Origin of the sequence: Streptosporangium nondiastaticum (assembly GCF_003011965.1) — a bacterium.
GTDB lineage: Bacteria > Actinomycetota > Actinomycetes > Streptomycetales > Streptomycetaceae > Streptomyces > Streptomyces nondiastaticus.
In genome coordinates, this window is record NZ_PXWG01000104.1 from 1 (window position 1) to 23330 (window position 23330).

A 23330-nucleotide genomic window follows, 5' to 3' on the forward strand; every position below is an offset into this window, starting at 1 on the left:
TCGGCGCGGACGTCGTGCACCTGTCGAGCACGCCCGAACCCCTGAAGTCCATGAAGGCGCCCGACCTCGGCAGCTACACGGCGGCCCTGGTCGCCGGCGATCCCGCCGAGACCGCGCACCGGCGGGGGCGGCGTCCTCGGGGTGAGCGTGGCGCGGGCGCTGGCCTCCCGCGGGCTGCCGGTGACGATCGTCCACCAGGCCGCCCACCTCGTCGAACGCGACCTGGACGGCCCGGCGGGCGAGCTCCTGCGCGGGGCCCTGACGGGCCTGGGGGTGGAGGTGCGCACGGGGAGCACGGTGCGGGCGGCGCACGCGGACGGCCACGTCGAACTGTCCGACGGCCGCACCCTCGACGCCGACCTCGTCGTCGCCGCCTGCGGCGTGCGACCCCGTACGGCCCTCGCCCGCGCCGCCGGCCTCCCCGTCCGCACCGGCGTCGTGGTCGACGACCGCCTCTCCTGCGCTCCGGACGTGTACGCGATCGGCGACTGCGCCGAGCACCGGGACCGTACGCACGGCACGGCCGGCCCCGCCTGGGAGCAGGCCGACGTGCTGGCCGCGCGGCTCTCCGGCGCCGTCCCGGACGCCGCCTACGGGGGTTCGCGCCCGTACGCCCGGCTGTCGGCCGGGCCCCTGGAGTACGCGGCGTTCGGCGATCCGGCCGCCGACGAGGACGGTCTCGACGTGCTCCGCATCGCCGACGCGACCCGCGGCTCGTACAAGAAGCTCGTCCTGCGCGGCGACCGGATCGCCGGGGCTGTCCTCCTGGGCGACCTGGCGACGGTCGGTGCCCTCGCCCGCGCCTACGAACGGGACGAGATCGTGCCCGCCGACCCCTTCCACCTGCTGACCTCTTCCCCTTCCACCTGCTGACTCTTCCACCTGCTGACCTCCCGAGGAGCCTCCTGATGACGCCCGGAAAACGCCTGGTGCTGATCGGCCACGGCATGGTCGGACAACGCTTCCTGGAAGCCTTCTTCGAGCGGGACCCGTCCGGACGGACGTCCGCGTGGCAGGTCACCGTCCTCGCCGAGGAGCCCCGCCCCGCCTACGACCGCGTCCACCTCAGCTCCTGGTTCACCGGCACCTCCGCCGAGGAGCTGTCCCTCTGCCCGGACGGCTTCCTGGAGAAGTACGGCATCGAGCTGCGCCTCGGTGACCGGGCCACCGCCGTCGACCGCGCCGCCCGCACCGTCACCACCGCCTCGGGCCGCGAACTCCCCTACGACGTGCTCGTGCTGGCCACCGGCTCGTACCCCTTCGTGCCGCCCGTCCCCGGCCACGACGCCCCCGGCTGCCACGTCTACCGCACCATCGAGGACCTGGAGGGTATCCGCGACGCCGCCGCCACGGCCGGCGCGGGCGCGGTCATCGGCGGCGGGCTCCTCGGCCTGGAAGCGGCCGGCGCGCTCAAGGCCATGGGACTGCCGACGCACGTCGTGGAGTTCGCGCCCCGCCTCATGGCCCTCCAGGTGGACGACGGCGGCGGCGCCGTCCTGCGCCGCAGGATCGAGGACCTGGGCGTCACCGTCCACACGGGCGCCGGAGCCCGGCGCGTCGAGACCGGCGAGGACGGCGCGGCGCGGGCCCTCACCCTCTCCGACGGCACGTACCTCCCCACCGACCTGGTGATCTTCGCGGCCGGCGTGCGCCCGCGCGACGACCTGGCCCGCGCCTGCGGCCTCCCCGTGGGCGAGCGCGGCGGCATCGTCGTCGACGAGCACTGCCGCACCGCCGACCCCGCCGTCCTCGCCATCGGCGAGTGCGCGCTCGCCGCCGACGGCCGCGTCTACGGGCTCGTCGCACCCGGCTACGCCATGGCCGAGACCGCGGCGCGGGCCCTCACCGAGGGCGGCGGCTCCTTCACCGGCGCCGACACGTCCACCAAGCTCAAGCTCCTCGGCGTCGACGTCGCGAGCTTCGGCGACGCGCACGGCGCCGCCGAAGGCGCCCTCGACGTCACGTACTCCAACAGCCGCGACGGCGTCTACAAGAAGCTGGTGATCGGCGCGGACGGCGCGCTCCTCGGCGGCGTCCTCGTCGGCGACACCGAGGCGTACGGCATCCTGCGCCCCCTGGCGCTGAGCGGCACGCCGCTGCCCGCCCCGCCCGAACAGCTGGTGCTGCCCGCCTCCGCCGGAGCCCCGGCCGGGCCCGTGACCTTGCCCGACGACGCCGTCGTGTGCTCGTGCCACCACGTCACCAAGGGCGCCGTCAGGGCGGCGGTCAACGACAAGGGCTGCACGACCGTCCCCGAGATCAAGCAGTGCACCCGGGCCGGCACGGGCTGCGGCAGCTGCGTGAAGCTGCTCGGCACGCTCGTCACCGACGAGCTCGCCGCCGCCGGCGTCGAGACCGCCCGCGGCCTGTGCGAGCACTTCGAGCACACCCGCGCCGAGCTCTACGAGATCATCCGCGTCAAGGGCATCGACGGCTTCGCCCGCCTCATCGACGAGCACGGGACGGCCGGCGCGGGCGCGGAGGGCTGCGACGTCTGCAAGCCCGCCGTCGGCTCCATCCTCGCGAGCCTCGGCAACGGCCACATCCTCGACGGCGAGCAGGCCGCCCTCCAGGACACCAACGACCACTTCCTCGCCAACCTCCAGCGCAACGGCTCGTACTCCGTCGTCCCGCGCGTCCCCGGCGGCGAGATCACCCCCGCCGGGCTCATCACCATCGGCGAGATCGCCCGCGACTACGGCCTCTACACGAAGATCACCGGCGGGCAGCGCATCGACCTCTTCGGCGCCACCGTCGATGCGCTCCCGCACATCTGGCGGCGGCTCGTCGACGCCGGCTTCGAGTCCGGCCACGCCTACGGCAAGGCGCTGCGCACCGTGAAGTCGTGCGTGGGCGAGACCTGGTGCCGCTACGGCGTGCAGGACTCCGTCGGCCTCGCCATCGAACTGGAGCTGCGCTACCGCGGGCTGCGCGCCCCGCACAAGCTCAAGTCGGCCGTCTCCGGCTGTGCCCGCGAGTGCGCCGAGGCGCAGAGCAAGGACTTCGGCGTCATCGCCACCTCCACCGGCTGGAACCTCTACGTCGGCGGCAACGGCGGCATGATCCCGCGCCACGCCGACCTGCTCGCCTCCGGCCTCGACCGCCCCACGCTCATCCGCACCATCGACCGGTTCCTGATGTTCTACATCCGCACCGCCGACCGCCTGGAGCGCACCGCCCCCTGGCTCGAACGCCTCGACGGCGGCCTCGACCACCTGCGGGCCGTCGTCATGGACGACTCCCTCGGCATCTGCGCCGACCTGGACGCGCTCATGGCCCGCCACACCGCGGCCTACGAGGACGAGTGGGCCGCCACCCTCGCCGACCCCGTCCGGCTGCGCCGCTTCGTCTCCTTCGCGAACGCCCCCGGCACGCCCGACCCGACCGTCCGCTTCGTTCCCGAACGGGACCAGATCCGCCCTGCCCTGCCGCACGAGGACGGGCAGGTCCTCACCGCGCCGCTGATCGCCGGCGCCCGGCTGGAGGTGCGTGCAGGATGACCGTGGAGATCCACGACGGAACGGGCTGGCGGCCCGTGTGCGAGTGGGACGGGCTCGTGCCCGGGCGCGGGGTCGCGGTGCTGGTCGGCGACGAGCAGGTGGCGGTCTTCCGCGACCGGGCCGGCGAGGTCTACGCCGTCGGCAACCGCGACCCGTTCAGCGGCGCGCACGTCCTCTCGCGCGGCATCCTCGGCAGCCGCGACGGCGTGCCGGTGGTGGCCTCGCCCATGTACAAGCAGGCGTTCTGCCTGCGGACGGGCGCCTGCCTGGACGAGCCGCTGGCACCGGACGGCAGCGACGCGGCGGTACGGGTGTGGCCGGTGCGGCGGAGGGAGGGGGAGGGGGTGCCGGCCACCGCGGAGGGCCCCGCTCCGCCACCGCCTCCGGCCCGCCGCCACGACATCGCCGACTGGCGCCCCGAGGACCCCGTCTTCTGGCGGGAGACCGGCGCCCGTACCGCCCGCCGCAACCTCTTCTTCTCCGTCCTCTCCGAGCACATCGGCTTCTCCGTCTGGAGCCTGTGGTCCGTCCTCGTCCTCTTCCTCGGCCCCGAGTACGGCATCGACCCGGCCGGAAAGTTCCTGCTCACCGCCCTGCCGACCGCCCTCGGCGCGGTGCTGCGGCTGCCGTACACGGTCGCCGTCGCGACCTTCGGCGGCCGCAACTGGACGGTGATCAGCGCCCTCCTGCTGCTCGTCCCGACCGCCCTGGCCGGAGCCGTCCTCGAACCCGGCGTCTCCTACGGGACGCTGCTCGCCGTCGCGTGCGTCGCCGGCGTCGGCGGCGGCAACTTCGCCTCGTCCATGGCCAACATCAACGCCTTCTACCCGCAGCGGCTCAAGGGCCGGGCCCTCGGCGTCAACGCCGGCGGCGGCAACCTCGGCGTCCCCGCCGTCCAGCTCCTCGGCCTGCTGGTCCTCGCCACCGCGGGCAGCGGCCACCCGCGACTGCTGCCGCTGATCTACATCCCCCTCATCGTTCTCGCGGCCCTCGGCGCCGCGCTGCGGATGGACAACCTGACCGCCCTGCGCAACGACAAGCGCGCCCTGCGCGAGATCTGCCGCGAGCCGCACACCTGGGTGATGTCGGTGCTCTACATCGGCACCTTCGGCTCCTTCATCGGCTTCGGCTTCGCCTTCGGGCAGGTGCTGCAGGTGCAGTTCCACGCCGACTTCGACACCCCGGTCAAGGCCGCCGGCCTCACCTTCCTCGGCCCGCTCCTCGGCTCGCTCGTGCGCCCCGTCGGCGGGATGATGGCCGACCGCTGGGGCGGCGCCCGGGTCACGCTGGCGACCTACGGGGCGATGGCGGCGGGCGCGCTGACCGTCCTGGCCGCGTCCCGGGAGGACTCGCTGCCGCTGTTCGTCACCGGGTTCGTGGCCCTGTTCGTCTTCAGCGGCATCGGCAACGGCTCGACGTACAAGATGATCCCGGCGATCTTCCGCGCCCGCGCCCGGACCGCGGTGGAGGCCCACGGCGCCGACCCGGCCGAGGCCGAGCGGGCCTCCCGGCGCCGCACCGCGGCCCTGATCGGCGTCGCCGGCGCGGTGGGCGCCTTCGGCGGCGTCCTGGTCAACCTCGCCTTCCGGCAGTCGTTCCTCGGCTCGCACAACGGCGACGCGGCCTACCTGGCCTTCCTGGCCGCGTATGTGGTGTGCGCGGCGCTGACGTGGGCGGTCTACCTGCGGCCCCGGCCGGGCCGGCCGGCGGGGGTGTAGGCGGTGACGGCGATGACGGCGATGACGATGGTGACAACGGCGATGGCAGCGGCAACGGTGACGGCGAAGGCGCGGCGTACGCCCGCTCTGGTCCTGGTGGCGCACGGCACCCGGAGCCCCGCCGGGATCGCCGTCACCGAGGCGCTGGCCGGGCGCGTCCGCGCCCTGCGGCCGGACCTCGGCGTACGGGTCGGCTACCTCGGCCTGGTGGCGCCCTCCCTGGACGAGGTCCTGGCCGGGCTGCGGGGCGAGGCGGTGCTCGTGCCCCTGCTCCTCGGGACCGGCCACCACGTACGGGTCGACATCCCGGCGGCCGTGGCGTCCGCGGGGCCCCGGCTGCGGTGCCGCACGGCCCCCGCGCTGGGGCCGCACCCGCTCCTCGCCGAGGCCCTCGCGGACCGGCTGGCGGAGGCGGGGCGGGAGGCCCGCTCGCCGGACCCCGTCGTCCTCGCCGCCGCGGGGTCCTCGGACCCCGCGGCCCGGGCGGACACCGCGCGCATGGCACGGCTGCTGGCCCTGCGGATGGGAGTGAGGGTCGTGTCGTCGTACGTGTCGGGCGACGGTCCGCGCCCCGCGGCGGCCGTGGCGGCGCTGCGGGACGAAGGGCACGAGGGCGTGTCCGTGGCCATGTACCTGACGGCGCCGGGGCACTTCAGCGCGTCCGTACGGGAAGCCGTGCGGAAGCCCGTACGGGAGTCTGCGCAGGACTCTGCGCGGGGGTCCGTGCGGGAGTCCGTAGGGAGGGGAGTGAGCGATGTGCTCGTGTCCCGTCCGCTGGGCCCGCACGACGCCGTCGCCCGGCTGGTCGTCCGGCGGTATCAGCGGGCCTGCGCGGGCGGGTGCGGGCGCCCGGGGAGCAACTGGACGCCCGTGACGAGCGACGGCCGGATCCGTACCGCGTAGTCCATCCGCCCGTCCCACCAGGGCGTCAGGAGCGCGGCGTAGCGGGCGAGTTCGTCCGGGTCGGTGACCAGCGTGCAGTAGCCGGTGACGACGACGCTCCAGCCGAGGTGGGTGACGGGGTCGATCGAGTCGGCCTCGTACGCGACGACGACGCGGCGGCCGGGCGCGCCGGGCGGCTGGGCCGGAGCGGGCTGTTGCGCGGGCGCCGGCTGTCGCGCGGTCATCGGCTGTTGGGCGGACGCCGCGAGCCCGGCCAGGGCGGCGCCCTCGTGGGTGCGGATGACGATGTGGCCGCCGTCCACGATGTGGTTGACCGGGCGGATCGCCGGCAGCGCGCGCCGGGTGAAGACGACCCGGCCCAGGGAGACGCTGCGCAGGAGCCGGAGGGACTGCGCGCGGGTCAGCTCGACGCGGCGCCGGGGCGGTGCGGTGGTGTCCATCACCTCTCCAGTACAGGCGCCCGGCTCACGGCACACCAGGGCCGAACGGCCCCGGCGGCGCGGAGGGGTTGCTCCGGCGCGTGCGCGCTACTCCGCCCGTACGACAGGTGCCTGTGAGGCGTCCGGGGCCGCCGCGGACTCCGGCCGTCCGCGGTGCCGGAACCACTCCGGCGCGAGGATCGACATGACCTCGGCGTCGACCCGTTCGCCCTCCCACAGCAGCGCGCCCCGGAGCACGCCCTCCGGCACGAAGCCGGCCTTCTCGTAGACGCGGCGGGCGCGCGGGTTGAAGGCGTACACCTCCAGCCAGATGCGGTGCAGGCCCAGCGTCTCGAAGCCGTAGCCGACGAGCAGCCGGACCGCCTCGGTGCCGAGGCCGCGGCCGGGCGCGCCGGGCACGGAGCAGATGCGGAAGGCGCAGCTCTCGTTGCCCGGGTCCCAGTCGAGGAGGACGGCCTCCCCGACGACGTTCCCGGTCGCCCGCTCCACGATCGCCAGGTCCAGCCGGTCGTCCTGGTCGCCGCGCGTGGCGTACCAGGTCCGGAGCGCGGCGTCGTCGTGCGTGGCGTGGTCACCTGTCAGCCGCGCCGTCTCCGCGTCCCGGAACATGGGGAGCAGCGCGGGCACGTCGTCCACGGTGACCGGTCGCAGCACGGTCAGCTCGCCGGTGAGCGTGGGTTTGAATGCGAAGCCGGGGGCGGCCGGAACGCCGGTGGCGTGATCGTTCATGGGCGCAGTGTGCCCAGGCAGGGACGGGGCTGTCCTCCGGATATCCGCCGTCGCCCGCCGGGCCTCACGCCCGGTCCGGCAGCGGGTCGTGCCGGATGCGCCCGGCCGGCACGCCGTCCGCGGTCAGCCGCGCCACGAGCGGTCCGGCCATGGCGGGCGGGCCGCTCACGAAGGCGAGCCGCCGGGACCAGTCGCCGTGCCCCGCGACGACGTCGGCCAGCGCGCCGAACTCGCCCGGTCCGGGCCCCTCGCCGACCACCTGGGTGACGCGCAGCCACGGGTAGCGGCGGCGCAGCTCCGCCGGCGACTCCGTGTCGTACAGCGCGGAGGGGTGCCGCACCCCGAGGAAGAGGTGCACGTCCCGCTGGGCGACCCGGTGCGCGGCCAGCTCCTGCAGCAGCGCCTTGACCGCGGCCCAGCCGGTGTCGCCCGCGACGAGCAGCAGGTCGTGCGCGGGGTCGTCGTCCAGCGTCATCGTGCCGCCCGGCGGCCCGAGCCGCAGGACGTCGCCGACGCGGGTGCGCGCCACGAGGGCCTCGCTGACGCCTCCGCGGCCGGTCAGTTTCACGTGGAACTCCAGCTCGCCGTCCGGGCGGGGCGCGCAGCCGATGGAGTACTGCCGCCACGCCTGCGACAGGTGCGGCGAGGCCACAGAGGCGTACTGCCCGGCCCGGTACGGGTACGGCTCGTGCGGCCGTACGCGCAGGACGGCGAGGTCCGCGCGCCGTAAGTCGTGGCCCGTGACGGTGGCGTGCCAGGCCGCGGGCTCGCCCAGGGCGGCCTCCGCGCCTTCGACCATGGCCGCCACCGCGAACCGCAGCATGCGCACCCACGCCCGCTCCATGCCCTCGTTCCACCGCGGGCCCGCGGTGCGGCGCAGCGCCTCGCACAGCGAGGCCTCGAACGCCCGGTAGTGCGCGGGCCGTACGCCCAGCTTGCGGTGGTCGCGTCCGAGGCGGGTGAAGGTGGCCGCGACGGCGTCGGGGTCGTGGAGGTTCTCGATCAGGTACCGGAAGGCGGCTTCGAGGTGCTTGCGCTGGAACTCCATCGACTCCGGGAAGAGGCGCCGCAGGAACGGCCAGTGCGCGAACATCGCGTCGTAGAGGTGGCCGATCAAGTCCTCGAAGGGGGTGACGAGTTCGAGGTGGTCGGTGATGACGCGCTGGTCGGCGGCGCCGTCGTACGGCTGCTGCGGCGCGGCCTCCGTGGCACCCTCCGCTCCGGCACCCTCCGCCGCTTGCCGCCCGGCTCCCGAGGGGGAGAACAGCCGCCTGCGGAGCCGCATCGCGTCGTGCCGGGCGAGCAGGGAGTGGTAGGTGTCGTTGACGGTGTTCACGGGTGGGCAGCTCCTCGACGTCCTCGACGGCTCTCGCACACGGGCTGGGCGGGCCAGTATGGCAACCGCCCCGGGGGACCGCCCGGCCCTGGTCAGCAGGGCCGTTCGGCCCTATCGACGGGGTGCGGGCCGGGTGTGAGCTGGGCTTGCGGTTCGTTGCCGCCGGGCCCGGCCGCAGTGCCCGCACCCTGTGCGTGGTGCTCTTGCCGGGCCCGGACATACTGCCTCGTATGGACCGAACCGATACGGAAACAGCCGAGCAGAGCGTGCCGTTGCGCGTGTTCATCCTCGACGACCACGAGGTGGTCCGCCGCGGCGTCCGCGACCTCCTCGAAGCGGAGCCGGACATCGAGGTCGTGGGGGAGGCGGCCACGGGCCGTGAGGCCCTCGCGCGCGTCCCGGCCTCCCGCCCGCACGTGGCCGTCCTCGACGTGCGCCTCGGGGAGAGCGGCACCGAGGGCGGCGACCACGGCGGCATCGAGGTGTGCCGCGAACTCCGCGCCCGCATGCCGGACCTCGCCTGCCTGATGCTGACGTCCTTCGACGACGACGAGGCCCTCTTCGACGCCATCATGGCGGGCGCCGCGGGGTACGTCCTCAAGCAGATCAACGGCTCGGAGCTGGTGTCGGCCGTGCGGACGGTGGCCACGGGCAAGTCGACGCTGGACCCGCGCACGGCGTCCCGGGTGATGGACCGGCTGCGGGCGCCGCGGGAGCCGGAGGCCCCCGAGACGTCGGAGCTGGACAGCCTCTCGCCGCGCGAGCGGGAGATCCTCGACCTCATCGGAGAGGGGCTGACGAACCGCCAGATCGCCGACCGGCTCTTCCTCGCCGAGAAGACGGTCAAGAACCGGATCTCGTCCATCCTGGCGAAGCTGGGCGTGGGGCGGCGGGTGCAGGCGGCGGTGATAGCGGGCAGGACGAAGCAGGGCCGGCCGTAGGCGCAGCTGTAGACCCGGGTGCAGCCGTAGCCGCGGGCGCGGGCGCTGTCCGCGCGCCGGAAGCCGCCGCGGCGCGGTGCGTCACGTCATGGCGCGTCCCGTCGCGGCTCATCACGTCGTCGTTTACGCCGGTCACTCCGGCAGCGGCACGCTCCACACGATCCGCGTCCCCCCGCCCTCGGGCGTCTCCACCTCCAGCCGGCCGTCGTGGAGCTCCGCCCGGGAGCGCATGTTGGCGAGCCCGCCGCGCCGCGGGGCGGAGCCGACGCCCACGCCGTCGTCCGTGACGGTCAGCGTCGCGCGCTCGGCCACCGTCAGCATGACCTCCACGCGCCGCGCCGCGGCGTGCCGGGCCGCGTTGCTGAGGGCCTCCGCCGCCACGGCCAGGATCTGCTCGGCCAGCTCGGCGGGGACGTCGGTGTCGGCCGGCCCCTCGATCCGCAGCGCGGGCGCGAAGCCCAGCGTCCGCGTGGCCGCCTGCACCGCCTCGGCCATGCCGCGCCGCAGGCTCGGCCCGCCGCCGCGGCCGTCCCCGGCCGTCCGCAGACCGAAGATGGTCGACCGGATGATCTGGATGGTCGTGTCCAGGTCGTCGACCGCGCGGCCGACGCGCTCGGCGGCCTCCGGCCGGTCGATCAGGCGGGTCGCGCTCTGCAGCGTCATGCCGGTGGCGAAGAGCCGCTGGATGGCGAGGTCGTGCAGGTCGCGGGCGATGCGGTCGCGGTCGTGGAGGACGGCGAGCTCCTCCGACTCGGCCCGGCGCTGGGCGAGTTCGAGGGCGATGGCCGCCTGGTCGGCGAAGCCGGATATCAGCTTCACCTCGCTCTCGTCGAACGGCGGCCGCCCGGGGTGCCGGCGCAGCCGCAGCGCGCCGCGGGTGCCGTCGGCGGTCTGGAGGGGGACGGAGAGGGTGGGGCCGCCGTGGTCGCCGGAGGCTTCCCGGCCGCTGTCCTGGTCATCATGGTCCACGACGACGGCGCTGTCCGCGTCCGCGACCTCCATCGCGCGCTCGGCGATGAGCTTCAGGGCCGCGTCCGCATCCGTGCCCGACAGCAGGCTGCGGGTGATCTCGCCGAGCGCCTGCAGCCAGCGCTCCCGGCGGCGGCTCTCGTGGTACATGCGGGCGTTGTCGATGGCGACGCCCGCGGCGATGGAGAGGGTGGTCAGGACGGCCTCGTCGTCCGCGTCGAACGCGGCGCCGCCCCGCTTCTCGGTGAGGTAGAGGTTGCCGAAGACCTCGTCGCGGACGCGGACCGGCACGCCCAGGAAGGTGCGCATGGGCGGGTGGTGAGCGGGAAATCCGTAGCTGCGCGGGTGGCGGGTGAGGTCGGTGAGCCGCAGCGGGGCGGGGTTGTGGATGAGCTCGCCGAGGATGCCGCGCCCGCAGGGGGTGCGGCCGATGCGCGCCGTGAGCTCCTCGGACATGCCGACCGGCAGGAACTCCGACAGCGTCTGCCCGTCGCCGACGATGCCGAGGGCGCCGTACTCGGCGTCGGTGAGGGTGACGGCCGCCTCCACGATGCCGTGGAGCACCTGGGGGAGTTCGAGGCCGTGGCCGATGCTCATGACGGCGTCGAGGAGACCGCGCATGCGGTCGGCGGACGGTAAGTGCGCGGGCTGCTGCTGTTGTTGTACGCCGTGCTGATCAGTCGCTTGATCTGCGGTTTCCGTCATGGCTGCTCCCCGGGCCGAGTCCCTGCCCAGCAGCGTACGACACCTGTGCGACAGGGCCTGACGGGCTGTGGAAAAGGGACCGTACGGCCCTGGGCACGGAGGTCCCGCGCCGGTGACGCTGGTGTCCGGCCGGGAGGAGCCGCATGGCCCGCCCCCGTGCTCGCAGGCTCCTCCCGCGCCGGTCCCCGCCGGAGCTCACGCCCCGGCGGTGAACTCGTCCACCAGCTTCCGGAACTCCTCCGGCCGCTCGAAGAAGGCGACGTGCCCGGTGTCGAGTTCGGCGTACGTGCTGCCGGGGATCGCGGCGTGCAGGGCGCGGCTCTGCTCGACCGGCACGGTGGCGTCCTGCAGGCAGCCGATCACGAGCGTCTCGGCCTGGACGCGGGGCAGCAGGCCGCGGATGTCGACGCGGGCGTCGAGGTCGGCGTGGCGGAGGGTGCCGGGGGTGGGCGGCATGTTGGCGGACATGGCGTCGACCTGTTCGCGCCCGATGGCGTTGAGGAAGCCGCGGCTGAAGCCCGTCATCATGACGAACCGGCCGAAGGCCTCGGGGTCGGTCGTGCCGAGCCGGTTCCACAGGGCGAAGGTGTTGCGGAGGAACTCGTCGCCCTCGGTGTGGGCCCAGCCGGCCACCAGGATCAGGCGCCGTACGAGGTCGGGCCGGAGCGCGGCGACGGCGGCGGCGACGGGGGAGCCCATGGAGAAGCCCAGCAGGTCGACGGGCCCGGTGCCGGCGTCCTCGATGACGGCGACGACCTGAGCGGCGAGGCCTTCGACGGTGAGCGGTGCGCCGTCGTCGGTGGTGCGGTCGGTGCCGGAGAGGTCGGGAGTGATGACCGTACGGTCCTCGGCGAACCGCGGGGCGATCTGTCCCCAGGTGAGGGCGGCGCCGGCGGATCCGGTGCCGTGGACGAGGACGAGGGGGGTCCGGGTGGAGCCGGAGGGGCCGAGGCGGTCGTAGTGAACGAGGGCGCCGGAGACGGAGACGGTGGCGGTGGTGACGGCGGGAGTGGCGGCGGTCGTGGTCATGGGAGGACTCCTGTAGCGAGATGCGTACCGGTGGGGACGCCCCTCACACTTCCGTCGTCAGCGATCCCGCGGGAGAGCCTTGCCGACCCTGGGATCGCCGGTCCCTGGTTCGCGGCGGGCACGTCGGCGAGGATGATCCGCATGACGACCGCCCGCCCGGACCGCCCGGAGCTCGCCGACTTCCTCCGCCGCTCCCGCGACCGGATCCGCCCCCAGGACGCGGGCCTGCCCGCAGGCCCGCGGCGCCGCACGCCCGGGCTGCGCCGCGAGGAGGTCGCCCAGCTCGCGGGGATGTCGGCCGACTACTACATCCGTCTGGAACAGGCCCGCGGCCCGCAGCCCTCCCCGCAGATGCTCGCCTCCCTCGCCCGCGCCCTGCGCCTGGACACCGATGAGCGCGATCACCTGTACCTGCTCGCGGGCCACCGCCCGCCCGCGGGCCGCACCGCGGGCGACCACGTGGCCCCCGGCCTGCTCCACCTCCTCGACCAGCTGCCCGCGACGCCGGCGCAGGTTCTCAGCGACCTGGGTGACGTCCTGGCCCAGAACGCCATGGCCCGCGCCCTCCTCGGCGGCGTCTGCACCGTCTCCGAGCACGGCCGCAACGTCGTCTGGCGCTGGTTCACCGACCCGGCCGTCCGCGCCGCGTACCCGCCCGAGGAGCACGAGCACTACGGCCGTCTGCACGCGGCCGACCTGCGCGCCGCCGTGGGCCGCCGCGCGGGCGACCCGGCGGCGACCCGCCTGGTCGACCGCCTCCGCGACGCCAGCGACGAGTTCTGCTCCCTCTGGGAGCGCCATGAGGTGGCTGTCCGCCGCCGCACCCGCATGCGCGTCCTGCACGCCGTGGTGGGCCCCGTCGACCTGGACTGCCAGGTCCTCCTCTCCCCGGACTGCGACCAGCGCCTGATCCTCCTCACTCCGCCCCCGGGCACGGACACCCCGGACCGCCTGGCCCTCCTGGGGGCGGTGGGCACGCCGCAGTTCGCGGAACCGGCGGCGCGGTAGCCGCCGCCGGGCGACCCGTCCGGGCGAGTGTGCCCCCGGCCTGCGCGGGAACACGGAGCGCAAGGGGTGGCAGGACCCGCGCGAGAGGAGGCCGCCGTCGATGAAGGCCGACAAAGCCGCGAAGTCTGTGAGCGCCGCGGAGTCCGGGAAGGCCGCAGAATCCGTCAAGGCCGTGATCTGCGGCGCCGGAATCGCCGGACTGGGCCTCGCCCGGTGCCTCGGCGACGCCGGCTGGGACGTGGTGGTCCTGGAGAAGTCCCGTGCCCTCCGCACCCAGGGCTACATGATCGACTTCTTCGGTCCGGGCTACGCGGCCGCCGAGGAGATGGGCCTGCTGCCCCGGCTGCAGGAGCTGGGCTACGCGGTGCACGAACTCCGCTACGTGGACGAGGACGGCCGCAGACGGGCGGGGATGACGTACGCGACGCTGGGCCGCGCCGTCGGCGGCCGGTTGATCAGCATCATGCGGCCGGACCTCGAACGCGCGCTGTACGAGAGCCTGCCCGCGGGCGTCGACGTACGGTTCGGCACCACGCTCACGGCGATCGAGGACGGTACGGACGGCGCGACCGTGTCGCTGAACGACGGCACGCACCTCGAAGCCGACGTGGTCGTCGGCGCGGACGGCGTCCACTCGGCTGTACGGCGCCTGGCCTTCTGCGAAGCAGAAGACGACGACGGGCGTCACGTCCGCCATCTCGGCTTCCACACCGCGGCGTTCGTCTTCGAGGACCCCGGAATCCACGCCGCGTGCCGGGACAGCTTCGTCCTCACCGACACGACCGACCGGCAGATGGGCTTCTACGGCCTGCGCGACGGCCGCGTGGCGGCGTTCGCCGTCCACCGGACGGCCGACCCCGGCCTGCCCGGCGACCCGCGGGCTGCGCTGCGCAAGGAGTACGGCGAGCTCGGCTGGGTCGTCCCCCGGGCGCTGCGCGCGTGCCCGCCCGGCGACGAGGTGTACTACGACCAGGTGGCCCAGACCGAGGTGCCGCGCTGGAGCCGGGGCCGGGTGACCCTCGTCGGCGACGCCTGCTACGCGGTCTCGCTCCTGGCGGGCCAGGGCGCCTCCCTCGGCCTCGCCGGCGCCCGCCTCCTGGCCGGGCAACTGACCGGGGCGCCGTCGACCGCGACGGCACTGCGGCGGTACGAGGAGCAGTGGCGGCCGGTGGTCACGGAGAAGCAGCGCGCGGCACGCAAGGGCGTGCGCTGGTTCCTGCCCCACTCGAAGGGCCAGTTGCGGGCACGCCGCCTCGCCCTGCGCGCCGCCCGGCTGCCGGGGGCGGGCCGGTACCTGGCCTCGGCGCTGACGGGGAAGTCGCGGGGGATCCTCGGCGGGGACTGAAGGGCTGCGCTCCCTGCGTGTCCTTCGCGTGCCCTTCGCATGCCCTCCGCGTGCCCTTCCGGGAGGCGGGGCTCAAGTCGCCGGCAGATTCTCCAGATTGCGGGTCATCCGCTCCAGGACGCTGACGGCGGTCCGGTACTCCTCGGGCGGGATGCCGGCCGTCGCCAGGTCGCGGAAGGCGTGAACGCGCTCGGCGACTCCGGCGAGGCGGGCACGGCCGTCGTCGGTCAGGGCGAGGCGGCCCGGTTCCGGACGGGCCGCCCAGCCGCCGGCGAGGACCGCTTCGACGGCGGCGGTCAGGGTGGCGGCGTCGGCGTTGGCGGCCAGGACGGTCAGCACGTCGTGATCTCGGGTCGGTGGGCCGCCGTCCAGCGCATCCCGGGCCTCCTGGACGACGTTGAGGACCTGCCACGCGCTCCTGGTGAGGCCGTGCTCGGCGAGCAGGGAGTCCATGGAGCGGGTGAGGGCCTGGTCGGTGCGGTTGAGCCAGTAGCCGATGGGCTTCAAGTCGTCCTCCTGTGCGGGGGTGGTGGCATGGGTCAGTGCTGCCGGGCGAAGGCGGCGGCGTTCTCGCGGGCCCACTGCCGGAAGGTGCGGGCGGGGCGGCCGAGGAGGCTGTGGGTGGTGTCGGCGATGGCGGCCGGGCCGTGGTCGGCGGCCTCCCACAGGTTGAGCAGCGAGGAGACCATCGGGGCGGGCAGGAACCGGCCCATCTGCTGCTCGGCCTCGGCGCGGCTGATCCGCTCGACCGGGATCTCGCGGCCGAGGGTCTCGGCGAGGACGGCGAGCTGCTCGCGGAAGGAGAGCGACTCGGGGCCGGTCAGGGTGACCGAGCGGCCGGTGAGGGAGGTGCTGGTCAGAGACGTGCCGGTCGGGGACGTGCCGGTCAGGGCCTCGACGGCGATGTCGGCGATGTCCTCGGGGTGGATGGGCGCGATGTGCGCGTCCGGGTAGGCGAGCTGGATCGGCATCGACAGGCCGATGGGGTGGGCCCAGCCGAGCGAGTTGCTGGCGAAGGCGTCCGGACGCAGGAACGTACGGGTGAGGCCGGAGCCGGCGAGGGCCTGCTCGACCCGGAGGCTGTGGCTCGCGAGCGGGTCGTTCTCGGCGTCGGGGCCGAGGACCGAGGAGGACGACAGCAGCACGACGTGCTCGACGCCCGCGGCCTCGGCGGCGCCGATCAGCTCCCGGATGCCGGCGGGTTCGGGATAGAGGAAGACCTGGCGGACGCCGCGGAGCGCTGCATCGAAGCCCTCGGGCCGGTCGAGGGCGAGCTCGGCGATCTCGACGCCGTCCGGGACGGTCAGTTCGGCGGGGCGGGCGCTGGCGGCGCGGACGGGGAGGCCGGCGGAGTGGAGGCGGTCGATGACGGCTTGGCCGACCTTGCCGCGGGCGCCGGTGACGAGGATGGTCATGGAGTGCTCCGTTCATAGCTGACGACATATGCATGCTTGCATGCACACGATTGAGCGTCAACACATCCCTTCGTCATGACATCCATGTCTGTACGATGAGGCGCATGACCGAGCGCGAGCCGAAGACGGCGGACGAGAACGAGCCGGAGACGGTGGACGGGAAGACGGCGGACGAGCTGCTGAACGCCGTGGGCCCGGCTTTCGGGAAGCTGCGGCGTTCCGCGCTCCTGGAGGTCGACGAGCCCATCTCCCAGAAGGACCTGAGCCGCACGCTGGTGCTCAGGATCGTGCTGGAGGCGGAACAGAGCACGGCACAGGGCGCGTCAGAACCAGAAGGCGCATCGGCCGGGCAGGGCGCCTCGGAGATCACCGTCGGCGCGGTCGCCCGCCACCTGGGCGTGGACCCGTCCGTGGCCAGCCGCATGGTCTCCGACTGCATCTCGTCCGGCTACCTGATCCGCGCGGCCTCCCAGCAGGACGGCCGCCGCACCGTCCTCCACCTCAGCCCCGAGGGCCGCGAGCTGATGGCCCGCTTCAGCCGCCACCAGCGCTCCGCCTACGAGTGCATCACCGCCGACTGGCCCGAGCACGAGCGCCTGGAGTTCGCCCGCCTCATGCTCAAGTACGTAGCCTCCCAGGACGCCCTCCGCAACCGCGCCCCGGGCGGGTAACCACGACGCCGGCGGCTCCGGCGGCTCCGGCGGCTCCGGCGGCTCCGGCGGCTCCGGCGACTCCAGCGGCTACGGCGAGTCAGGCGGCGGTGGCGGGGCGCGGGGAGCCGTGGAAGACCTGGCGGGTGTGCCAGTCGAGGTGGGTCGCCGCAACCGGCCTGGCGCCCGGTTGCGGTCCGATGAGGGAACGGCCCGCGAGCGCTATGACGTGTTCGCGGGCGGCGGGGCTGCGGCCTACGAAGTGCTGCGAGACCAGGACGCGGTGCCCGTCGCCTATGCCGAGGACTCCCTTGTCGAAGAGCTTGTGGTGCAGCGAGCACAGGCACAGCCCGTTGTCGACGTCGTCCGGACCGCCGAACGCCCACCAGCGCACGTGCGCCGCCTCCAGTCCGACCGGCACCGCACCGATCCGGCCGTCGTAGCCGCAGAAGGCGCACTGGTACTCGTAAGCGGTCAGCACCAGCTCCCGCATGCGCCGGTCCCGCTGCCGCCGCACGGCCGAGAGGCGTTCGGCCCCCGCCGGCCCGAACTCCAGCTCCAGTTCCGGCTCCAGGCCGACGGCTTCGCACAGCTCGCCGTGGAGCGACGGCGGGAAGTGCAGGTCGAGCAGGACCCGCGCCATCCGTCCGAGCAGCGACGGCTCCCGCAGCAGAGCCGCCCGCAACTCCGGGGCCAGCCGCCCCGCCGCCCCGGCCGCCCGCAGCTCCCGCACCCCGCTGCCGGGACTCCCCGGTCCGCGGTCGGTGCGCACCTCCCACACGCCGTCGCTGGCCAGGTGGTGGAACGGATAGGCGGGCGTCGTCCTGTTCGGCGGCCCGTACTCGGTCAGCAGCCGCTTGAGGTCCTCCTCCACCGCGCTGTACTGCAACTCGCCGTCGGCGTCCTGCCGGAACCGGCCGAGGGCGTACAGGAACAGCAGCGGCTTGTGCGGAGCACGCGTCCCGCTTCTGGACCACTGCCTCAACTTGGCGGTGCGATCGAGCCAGTCCATGAGGGGCGATCGTAGTGCGGCAGAAGTCCTGCGAACCGGCCGGGGGCCGGGCCCAGCGATCACCGGACCCGGCCCCCGGCCGGTTGAAGGAGATGTACGTCGTATCGCTCAGCGGAAGCGCCGCAGCCGGAGGCTGTTCGTGACGACGAAGACCGAGGAGAAGGCCATGGCCGCGCCGGCGATCATCGGGTTGAGCATGCCGGCCGCCGCGAGCGGGAGGGCGGCGATGTTGTAGCCGAAGGCCCAGAAGAGGTTGCCCTTGATGGTGCCGAGGGTGCGGCGGGAGAGCCGGATCGCGTCGGCGGCCACCAGCAGGTCACCCCGTACGAGGGTGAGGTCGCCGGCCTCGATGGCGGCGTCGGTGCCGGTGCCCATGGCGAGGCCGAGGTCGGCGGTGGCCAGGGCGGCCGCGTCGTTGACGCCGTCGCCGACCATGGCGACCGAACGGCCTTCGGCCTGGAGCCGCTTGACGACGTCGACCTTGTCCTGGGGGAGGACCTCGGCGATGACCTCGTCGATGCCGACCTCACGGGCGACGGCCTCGGCGACGGCCTTGTTGTCACCGGTGAGCAGAACCGGGGTCAGGCCCAGGCGGCGCAGTTCGGCGATGGCGGCGGCGCTGGTGTCCTTGACGGCGTCGGCGACGGTGAGGACGCCTCGGGCCTCGCCGTCCCAGGCGACGGCCACGGCGGTGCGGCCCTCGGCCTCCGCGGCGGCCTTCGCCGCGGCGAGTCCGGCCGGCAGCTCGATGACCCACTCCGACAGCAGCTTCTCCCGGCCGACGAGGACCGCGTGGCCCTCCACGACTCCCTGGACGCCCAGTCCGGCGATGTTCTCGAAGCTCTCGGGGGCGGGCAGGGTGCCGGTGCGCTCGGCGGCGCCGTCGGCGATGGCGCGGGCGATGGGGTGCTCGGAGGCGTGCTCCAGGGCACCGGCCAGGCGGAGGAGGTCCTGCTCGGAGACGCCGGGGGCGGTGATGACCTCGTGCAGGGCCATGCGGCCGGTGGTGACGGTGCCGGTCTTGTCCAGGACGACGGTGTCGACGCGGCGGGTGGACTCCAGGACCTCGGGGCCCTTGATGAGGATGCCGAGCTGGGCGCCGCGGCCGGTGCCGACCATGAGGGCGGTCGGGGTGGCCAGGCCCAGGGCGCAGGGGCAGGCGATGATGAGCACGGCGACGGCGGCGGTGAAGGCGGCGGTGGCGTCGCCGGTCACGAGCAGCCAGGTGAGCAGGGTGCCGAGGGCGATCAGCAGGACGACGGGGACGAAGATCCCGGAGATGCGGTCGGCCAGGCGCTGGACGGCGGCCTTGCCGTTCTGGGCGTCCTCCACGAGCTTGGCCATGCGGGACAGCTGGGTGTCGGCGCCGACGCGGGTGGCCCGGACGACCAGGCGGCCGGAGACGTTGACGGTGGCACCGGTGACGGCGTCGCCCACGGTGACGTCCACGGGCACGGACTCGCCGGTCAGCATGGAGGCGTCGACGGCCGAACCGCCCTCAGTGACCGTGCCGTCCGTGGCGATCTTCTCTCCGGGGCGTACGACGAACAGGTCGCCGACGGCCAGTTCCGCTACGGGGATGCGGGTCTCGCGCCCGTCGCGCAGCACGGTCACGTCCTTGGCGCCCAGCTCCAGCAGCGCCCGCAGGGCCGCGCCGGCCTTGCGCTTGGACTTCGCCTCCAGGTAGCGCCCGGCGAGGATGAACGCGGTGACGCCGGCGGCGGCCTCCAGGTAGATGGAGGAGGAGCCGTCCGTACGGGAGACGGCGAAGTCGAAGCCGTGCCGCATGCCCGGCATGCCGGCGTGGCCGAAGAACAGCGCCCACAGGGACCAGCCGAGGGCGGCGAGCGTGCCGATCGACACGAGCGTGTCCATGGTGGCGGCGCCGTGCCGGGCGTTGGTCCAGGCGGCCTTGTGGAAGGGCAGCGCGCCCCACACCACCACCGGAGCGGCCAGGGTCAGGGACAGCCACTGCCAGTTGTCGAACTGCAGGGCCGGGACCATGGCCATCAGCACGACCGGTACGGACAGCACCAGCGAGACGAGCAGCCGCTGCCGCAGGGCCCCGGTCTCCCCGCCGTCGGCCGCCTCGTCGACGGCCTCTTCGCTCTCCGCGGGGGCCGTCGGCTTCGGCGGCTCCTGCGCCGTGTAGCCGGTCTTCTCCACGGTGGCGATGAGGTCGGCTATCCCGGTGTCCGGCCCGTAGGAGACCTTCGCCTTCTCGGTGGCGAAGTTGACCGTCGCCGTGACGCCTTCCATGCGGTTGAGCTTCTTCTCAATGCGTGCCGCGCAGGACGCGCAGGTCATGCCGCCGATGGAGAGTTCGACTTCGGAGGCGGCCGCGGCGGCGGGCGCCGGGGCCTTCTCGAGAGCGGTGCTGGTCATACGGAGTCTCCTGGAGGAGGGCCGGAGCTGCGGGCGTCCATATCAGTGGAGCGGCACGAACCGGCGGACCGGGAACTTGTGTACGGGTGCGGTGCGGCTTACGGGGCGGGGGTATCTCAGACACGGCCGGCGAGCTCGTAGCCCGCCTCGTCCACGGCGGCGCGGACGGCCTCGTCGTCCAGCGGGCCGGTGGAGGTGACGGTCACCAGCCCGGTGGCGGCCACGGCCTTGACGGAGGTGACGCCGGCCAGGGCGGAGACCTCCTGCGAGACCGAGCCCTCGCAGTGGCCGCAGGTCATGCCGGTCACGTTGTAGACGGTGGTGATGGAGGTCATGGCGCTTCCTTCGGTTCGTCGAGCGGTTCGTCGAGCGGTGCGGCCGCTCGCTTCATTGAGAACTGTATACCCCCCAGGGGTATTCCGGAAGGATGAAAAAAAGCGCTGGGGGGGGGCGGCACGCGCGGTGCCGCCCCCCCCAGCGCCTTCGCCGGCCGCCCGTCACCGCTGGCTGTTGCGGAACCCGATGATCACGGCACCCCACCAGCACACCTGGGAGACCAGGGCGGTACCGGCGCCCCAGGCCAGGAAGCGGCGCGGCGGTTGCTCGCCGGGCCGCCGGGCGGCGGCCATACGGCGGTTCAGCAGGCCGGCCTGCAGCCCGTTGAGGGACAGCGCCAGCACCATCACCAGCTTGGCGCGGGTCAGCGTCGAGGAGGTGTCCGGGTGCAGCAATATGCCGCTGCCCACCAGGCCCGTCAGGCCCGCCCAGATCGGCGTGTGCAGCCGGCCCGCACCGTCGAGGGCGTCCATCAGCGACATCCGGCCGGTCAGCCACAGCAGGCCGTAGTAGTCGGCGATCAGCACGGCGCCGAAGCCGAGCACCAGGGTCGCCAGGTGCGCGAAGAGCGCCACGGTGTGCAGCGAGGCGTCCACGTGCAGGTGCCCGGAGATCCAGACGGCGCCGCCCCACGCCGCACAGACGACCAGCGCGGCCCCCGCGACCGTCCACCACGAGTCGTACAGCCCCACGGGCCGCGCGCGCCGGACACTCCTCGCCCACCCCGGCGCCGGCCGCGAGTGAGGGAGAAAGGACACCGACGGGTCGTGGGACAGGACCGACGGGTCGCGGGGCAGGGCGGTGGACACGCTTCTCCGATCAGGTAAGGCGAGGCTTACCTCACCAGCAGTGAGAGGTCGCTATGACTGGTTGAACCCTTGATCACCACCGGCGATGACTTGTCGTGACCACGCCGTTGTCCACCCGAGACCGGCGAAAGGAAATGCCCGCATCGGCATCGCATGCGCCTCGCATCGCGTCAGCACGCACGTGCTTATGTCTACGGCCGCACAACGACGAAGCCCCCGACCGGAATCCGGTCGGGGGCTTTGCCTGCCCTGCTGGGCGAGTGCGGAGGATACGAGATTCGAACTCGTGAGGGGTTGCCCCCAACACGCTTTCCAAGCGTGCGCCCTAGGCCTCTAGGCGAATCCTCCGCCGCAAACAATACAAGACGCGGAGGGGTGCTCGCGAACACGTGGTCGCGGAGGACGGCCGGAGGGGTCCGGAGGGGATCGGGGGTGGCTGAGCACCCCGGGCGATCCGCTAGGCTTGGGGGCAAGCCCCTCACGTGGCGCTATCTGACTGAACTCCCCCAGGGCCGGAAGGCAGCAAGGGTAGGTCGGCTCTGGCGGGTGCGTGGGGGGCCCTTGTGTTTTCCGGGCCGTTCCCGGGCTGTTCCTGGGTCGAGCCCGGGCTGTCCCTGGGTCGAGCCCGGGTCGTGCGCGGGGTGGGCCCCTCGGCGTTCCCGGGGTGGGCCCCGGGGCGAATCCCGGGCGCGAGTGGTTGCGAACGGGGTCGCGAGGGGCCTGTGGATGTGAGCGAGGCCACTTGTCAGTGGGGCCCGATATCGTCGTAGGTGTGTCGTCCCTCGCGCTCTACCGCCGCTACCGCCCCGAGTCCTTCGCCGAGGTCATCGGGCAGGAGCATGTCACCGCCCCGTTGCAGCAGGCGCTGCGCAACAACAGGGTCAATCACGCGTATCTGTTCAGCGGCCCCCGCGGCTGCGGCAAGACGACGAGCGCGCGCATCCTCGCCCGCTGTCTGAACTGCGAGCAGGGGCCGACGCCCACCCCGTGCGGGGAGTGCCAGTCGTGCCAGGACCTCGCGCGCAACGGGCGCGGTTCGATCGACGTCATCGAGATCGACGCCGCCTCCCACGGTGGCGTGGACGACGCCCGTGAGCTGCGGGAGAAGGCCTTCTTCGGGCCCGCCTCCAGCCGCTACAAGATCTACATCATCGACGAGGCCCACATGGTCACCTCGGCGGGCTTCAACGCCCTGCTGAAGGTGGTCGAGGAGCCGCCGGAGCATCTGAAGTTCATCTTCGCGACGACCGAGCCCGAGAAGGTCATCGGCACGATCCGTTCGCGTACCCACCACTACCCGTTCCGGCTCGTCCCGCCCGGCACTCTCCGTGAGTATCTGGGCGAGGTCTGCGGCCAGGAGAAGATTCCCGTCGAGGACGGCGTCCTGCCGCTGGTCGTCCGCGCCGGCGCCGGTTCCGTGCGTGACTCGATGTCCGTCATGGACCAGCTCCTCGCCGGTGCCGCCGAGGACGGTGTGACATACGCCATGGCGACGTCCCTCCTCGGGTACACGGACGGCTCGCTGCTCGACGCCGTCGTGGACGCCTTCGCGGCGAACGACGGCGCCGCGGCCTTCGAGGTCGTCGACCGCGTCATCGAGGGCGGCAACGACCCCCGCCGCTTCGTCGCCGACCTCCTGGAGCGCCTGCGCGACCTGGTGATCCTCGCCGCCGTCCCCGACGCGGCCGAGAAGGGCCTCATCGACGCCCCCGCCGATCTCGTGGAGCGCATGCAGGCCCAGGCCGGCGTCTTCGGCCCGGGCGAGCTCAGCCGCGCCGCCGACCTGGTCAACGAAGGCCTCACGGAGATGCGGGGCGCCACCTCGCCGCGGCTGCAGCTGGAGCTGATCTGCGCGCGCGTCCTGCTCCCCGCCGCCTACGACGACGAGCGGTCCGTACGGGCCCGGCTCGAGAAGCTGGAGCGGGGCGCGGCCGCGCTCGTCTCCGCCCCGATGGTTCCCGCCACGGGCTACGTGCCCGGGCCCGGTGCCCACGCCCCTGACCAGGCCTACGCGCCGCCCGCGGCCGCCTCCGGGCTGTCCGGCCCCGCCGCGGCCCGCGCAGCGGTCTCCGGGGCTCCTGCGCAGGCCCCCGCCGCGCC

20 protein-coding genes, 1 tRNA gene and 1 other RNA gene are annotated in these 23330 nt (G+C 73.9%); 10 read left to right on the top strand and 12 right to left on the bottom strand.

All coding sequences use genetic code 11. The annotated features are described in order from the left end of the window. Window positions 1-99 precede the first annotated feature (99 nt). From B7P34_RS26490 to B7P34_RS26505, 4 genes are read left to right on the top strand one after another with little or no spacing between them, the layout of a single operon-like run. Window positions 100-873, top strand: a complete 774-nt coding sequence (locus B7P34_RS26490) for an NAD(P)/FAD-dependent oxidoreductase (RefSeq protein WP_106680537.1) — start codon at window positions 100-102, stop codon at window positions 871-873. A gap of 35 nt (window positions 874-908) precedes the next feature. After that, on the top strand, window positions 909-3500 hold the full coding sequence (nirB, locus tag B7P34_RS26495) for a nitrite reductase large subunit NirB (protein WP_106680539.1): 2592 nt from the start codon (window positions 909-911) through the stop codon (window positions 3498-3500). Next, entirely contained in the window at window positions 3497-5218 is a 1722-nt protein-coding gene (gene nirD / locus B7P34_RS26500; RefSeq protein WP_106680541.1) for a nitrite reductase small subunit NirD, read from the top strand. The genes nirB and nirD overlap by 4 nt, the downstream gene beginning before the upstream one ends. Before the next feature lie 42 nt (window positions 5219-5260). After that, on the top strand, window positions 5261-6121 hold the full coding sequence (locus B7P34_RS26505) for a sirohydrochlorin chelatase (protein ID WP_223268260.1): 861 nt from the start codon (window positions 5261-5263) through the stop codon (window positions 6119-6121). Here B7P34_RS26505 and B7P34_RS26510 read toward each other — a convergent pair. The 3 genes from B7P34_RS26510 to B7P34_RS26520 form a co-directional block, all read right to left on the bottom strand. Then, a complete protein-coding gene (locus B7P34_RS26510; RefSeq protein ID WP_106680544.1) occupies window positions 6037-6561 on the bottom strand; it encodes a pyridoxamine 5'-phosphate oxidase family protein in 525 nt (174 codons plus the stop codon). The two genes, B7P34_RS26505 and B7P34_RS26510, sit on opposite strands and share 85 nt — an antisense overlap. Window positions 6562-6648: 87 nt before the next feature. Then, on the bottom strand, window positions 6649-7290 hold the full coding sequence (locus B7P34_RS26515) for a GNAT family N-acetyltransferase (protein WP_106680545.1): 642 nt from the start codon (window positions 7288-7290) through the stop codon (window positions 6649-6651). A gap of 64 nt (window positions 7291-7354) precedes the next feature. Beyond that, the gene (locus B7P34_RS26520; RefSeq protein WP_223268261.1) at window positions 7355-8626 is read right to left on the bottom strand and encodes a globin domain-containing protein; all 1272 of its coding nucleotides are present in this window, start codon (window positions 8624-8626) and stop codon (window positions 7355-7357) included. A gap of 230 nt (window positions 8627-8856) precedes the next feature. Here B7P34_RS26520 and B7P34_RS26525 point away from each other — a divergent pair, with 230 nt between their 5' ends. Further along, a complete protein-coding gene (locus tag B7P34_RS26525) occupies window positions 8857-9567 on the top strand; it encodes a response regulator (protein WP_106680546.1) in 711 nt (236 codons plus the stop codon). Window positions 9568-9699: 132 nt separating this feature from the next. Here the strand turns inward: B7P34_RS26525 and B7P34_RS26530 are convergent, their stop codons facing one another. Together B7P34_RS26530 and B7P34_RS26535 are read right to left on the bottom strand one after the other, a co-directional pair. Further along, window positions 9700-11241, bottom strand: a complete 1542-nt coding sequence (locus B7P34_RS26530) for a sensor histidine kinase (protein WP_223268262.1) — start codon at window positions 11239-11241, stop codon at window positions 9700-9702. Window positions 11242-11436: 195 nt separating this feature from the next. After that, window positions 11437-12270 (bottom strand): alpha/beta fold hydrolase, encoded by an 834-nt coding sequence (locus tag B7P34_RS26535; protein WP_106680550.1) that lies wholly within the window; start codon window positions 12268-12270, stop codon window positions 11437-11439. A 141-nt stretch (window positions 12271-12411) separates the two neighbouring features. Here B7P34_RS26535 and B7P34_RS26540 point away from each other — a divergent pair, with 141 nt between their 5' ends. Together B7P34_RS26540 and B7P34_RS26545 are read left to right on the top strand one after the other, a co-directional pair. Continuing rightward, window positions 12412-13278, top strand: a complete 867-nt coding sequence (locus B7P34_RS26540) for a helix-turn-helix transcriptional regulator (protein WP_106680552.1) — start codon at window positions 12412-12414, stop codon at window positions 13276-13278. A gap of 100 nt (window positions 13279-13378) precedes the next feature. Further along, window positions 13379-14623, top strand: a complete 1245-nt coding sequence (locus B7P34_RS26545; RefSeq protein ID WP_106680554.1) for an FAD-dependent monooxygenase — start codon at window positions 13379-13381, stop codon at window positions 14621-14623. Between the two features lie 72 nt (window positions 14624-14695). Here B7P34_RS26545 and B7P34_RS26550 read toward each other — a convergent pair whose 3' ends face one another. Both B7P34_RS26550 and B7P34_RS26555 read right to left on the bottom strand, forming a co-directional pair. After that, the gene (locus B7P34_RS26550; protein WP_106680555.1) at window positions 14696-15130 is read right to left on the bottom strand and encodes a MarR family winged helix-turn-helix transcriptional regulator; all 435 of its coding nucleotides are present in this window, start codon (window positions 15128-15130) and stop codon (window positions 14696-14698) included. Window positions 15131-15162: 32 nt separating this feature from the next. After that, the gene (locus B7P34_RS26555) at window positions 15163-16038 is read right to left on the bottom strand and encodes an NAD(P)H-binding protein (protein ID WP_106680556.1); all 876 of its coding nucleotides are present in this window, start codon (window positions 16036-16038) and stop codon (window positions 15163-15165) included. Between the two features lie 104 nt (window positions 16039-16142). On the opposite strand from B7P34_RS26555, the gene B7P34_RS26560 reads away from it, so the two are divergent. Continuing rightward, complete coding sequence (locus B7P34_RS26560; RefSeq protein ID WP_106680558.1) at window positions 16143-16709, top strand: MarR family winged helix-turn-helix transcriptional regulator; 567 nt, start codon at window positions 16143-16145, stop codon at window positions 16707-16709. Window positions 16710-16788: 79 nt separating this feature from the next. On the opposite strand, the gene B7P34_RS26565 is transcribed toward B7P34_RS26560, so the two are convergent. From B7P34_RS26565 to B7P34_RS26585, 5 genes are all read right to left on the bottom strand, one after another. Next, a complete protein-coding gene (locus B7P34_RS26565) occupies window positions 16789-17700 on the bottom strand; it encodes a phosphorothioated DNA-binding restriction endonuclease (protein WP_106680560.1) in 912 nt (303 codons plus the stop codon). A gap of 108 nt (window positions 17701-17808) precedes the next feature. Beyond that, window positions 17809-20085 (bottom strand): heavy metal translocating P-type ATPase, encoded by a 2277-nt coding sequence (locus B7P34_RS26570; RefSeq protein ID WP_106680562.1) that lies wholly within the window; start codon window positions 20083-20085, stop codon window positions 17809-17811. A 116-nt stretch (window positions 20086-20201) separates the two neighbouring features. After that, window positions 20202-20420: a heavy-metal-associated domain-containing protein gene (locus tag B7P34_RS26575; protein WP_106680563.1), complete on the bottom strand. Its 219-nt coding sequence runs from the start codon at window positions 20418-20420 to the stop codon at window positions 20202-20204. Between the two features lie 162 nt (window positions 20421-20582). Next, on the bottom strand, window positions 20583-21113 hold the full coding sequence (locus B7P34_RS26580) for a hypothetical protein (RefSeq protein ID WP_223268263.1): 531 nt from the start codon (window positions 21111-21113) through the stop codon (window positions 20583-20585). A gap of 380 nt (window positions 21114-21493) precedes the next feature. Next, a tRNA-Ser gene (locus B7P34_RS26585) sits at window positions 21494-21578 on the bottom strand. Between the two features lie 122 nt (window positions 21579-21700). Between B7P34_RS26585 and ffs the strand changes: the two genes are divergently transcribed. Both ffs and B7P34_RS26595 read left to right on the top strand, forming a co-directional pair. Next, an RNA gene (gene ffs / locus B7P34_RS26590) (signal recognition particle sRNA small type) lies at window positions 21701-21795 on the top strand. A gap of 207 nt (window positions 21796-22002) precedes the next feature. Beyond that, the coding region (locus B7P34_RS26595; protein ID WP_146166930.1) for a DNA polymerase III subunit gamma and tau at window positions 22003-23330 on the top strand (1328 nt) is incomplete at its 3' end.

Bases quoted from the DNA above. Each gene is read 5' to 3' on its own strand.
- B7P34_RS26570 (WP_106680562.1), bottom strand. From the start codon at position 20,085: ATGACCAGCACCGCTCTCGAGAAGGCCCCGGCGCCCGCCGCCGCGGCC.
- B7P34_RS26560 (WP_106680558.1), top strand. From the start codon at position 16,143: ATGACCGAGCGCGAGCCGAAGACGGCGGACGAGAACGAGCCGGAGACG.
- B7P34_RS26555 (WP_106680556.1), bottom strand. From the start codon at position 16,038: ATGACCATCCTCGTCACCGGCGCCCGCGGCAAGGTCGGCCAAGCCGTC.
- B7P34_RS26525 (WP_106680546.1), top strand. From the start codon at position 8,857: ATGGACCGAACCGATACGGAAACAGCCGAGCAGAGCGTGCCGTTGCGC.
- B7P34_RS26565 (WP_106680560.1), bottom strand. From the start codon at position 17,700: ATGGACTGGCTCGATCGCACCGCCAAGTTGAGGCAGTGGTCCAGAAGC.
- B7P34_RS26515 (WP_106680545.1), bottom strand. From the start codon at position 7,290: ATGAACGATCACGCCACCGGCGTTCCGGCCGCCCCCGGCTTCGCATTC.
- B7P34_RS26505 (WP_223268260.1), top strand. From the start codon at position 5,261: ATGGCAGCGGCAACGGTGACGGCGAAGGCGCGGCGTACGCCCGCTCTG.
- B7P34_RS26540 (WP_106680552.1), top strand. From the start codon at position 12,412: ATGACGACCGCCCGCCCGGACCGCCCGGAGCTCGCCGACTTCCTCCGC.
- nirB (WP_106680539.1), top strand. From the start codon at position 909: ATGACGCCCGGAAAACGCCTGGTGCTGATCGGCCACGGCATGGTCGGA.
- B7P34_RS26510 (WP_106680544.1), bottom strand. From the start codon at position 6,561: ATGGACACCACCGCACCGCCCCGGCGCCGCGTCGAGCTGACCCGCGCG.
- B7P34_RS26545 (WP_106680554.1), top strand. From the start codon at position 13,379: ATGAAGGCCGACAAAGCCGCGAAGTCTGTGAGCGCCGCGGAGTCCGGG.
- B7P34_RS26535 (WP_106680550.1), bottom strand. From the start codon at position 12,270: ATGACCACGACCGCCGCCACTCCCGCCGTCACCACCGCCACCGTCTCC.
- B7P34_RS26530 (WP_223268262.1), bottom strand. From the start codon at position 11,241: ATGACGGAAACCGCAGATCAAGCGACTGATCAGCACGGCGTACAACAA.
- B7P34_RS26575 (WP_106680563.1), bottom strand. From the start codon at position 20,420: ATGACCTCCATCACCACCGTCTACAACGTGACCGGCATGACCTGCGGC.
- nirD (WP_106680541.1), top strand. From the start codon at position 3,497: ATGACCGTGGAGATCCACGACGGAACGGGCTGGCGGCCCGTGTGCGAG.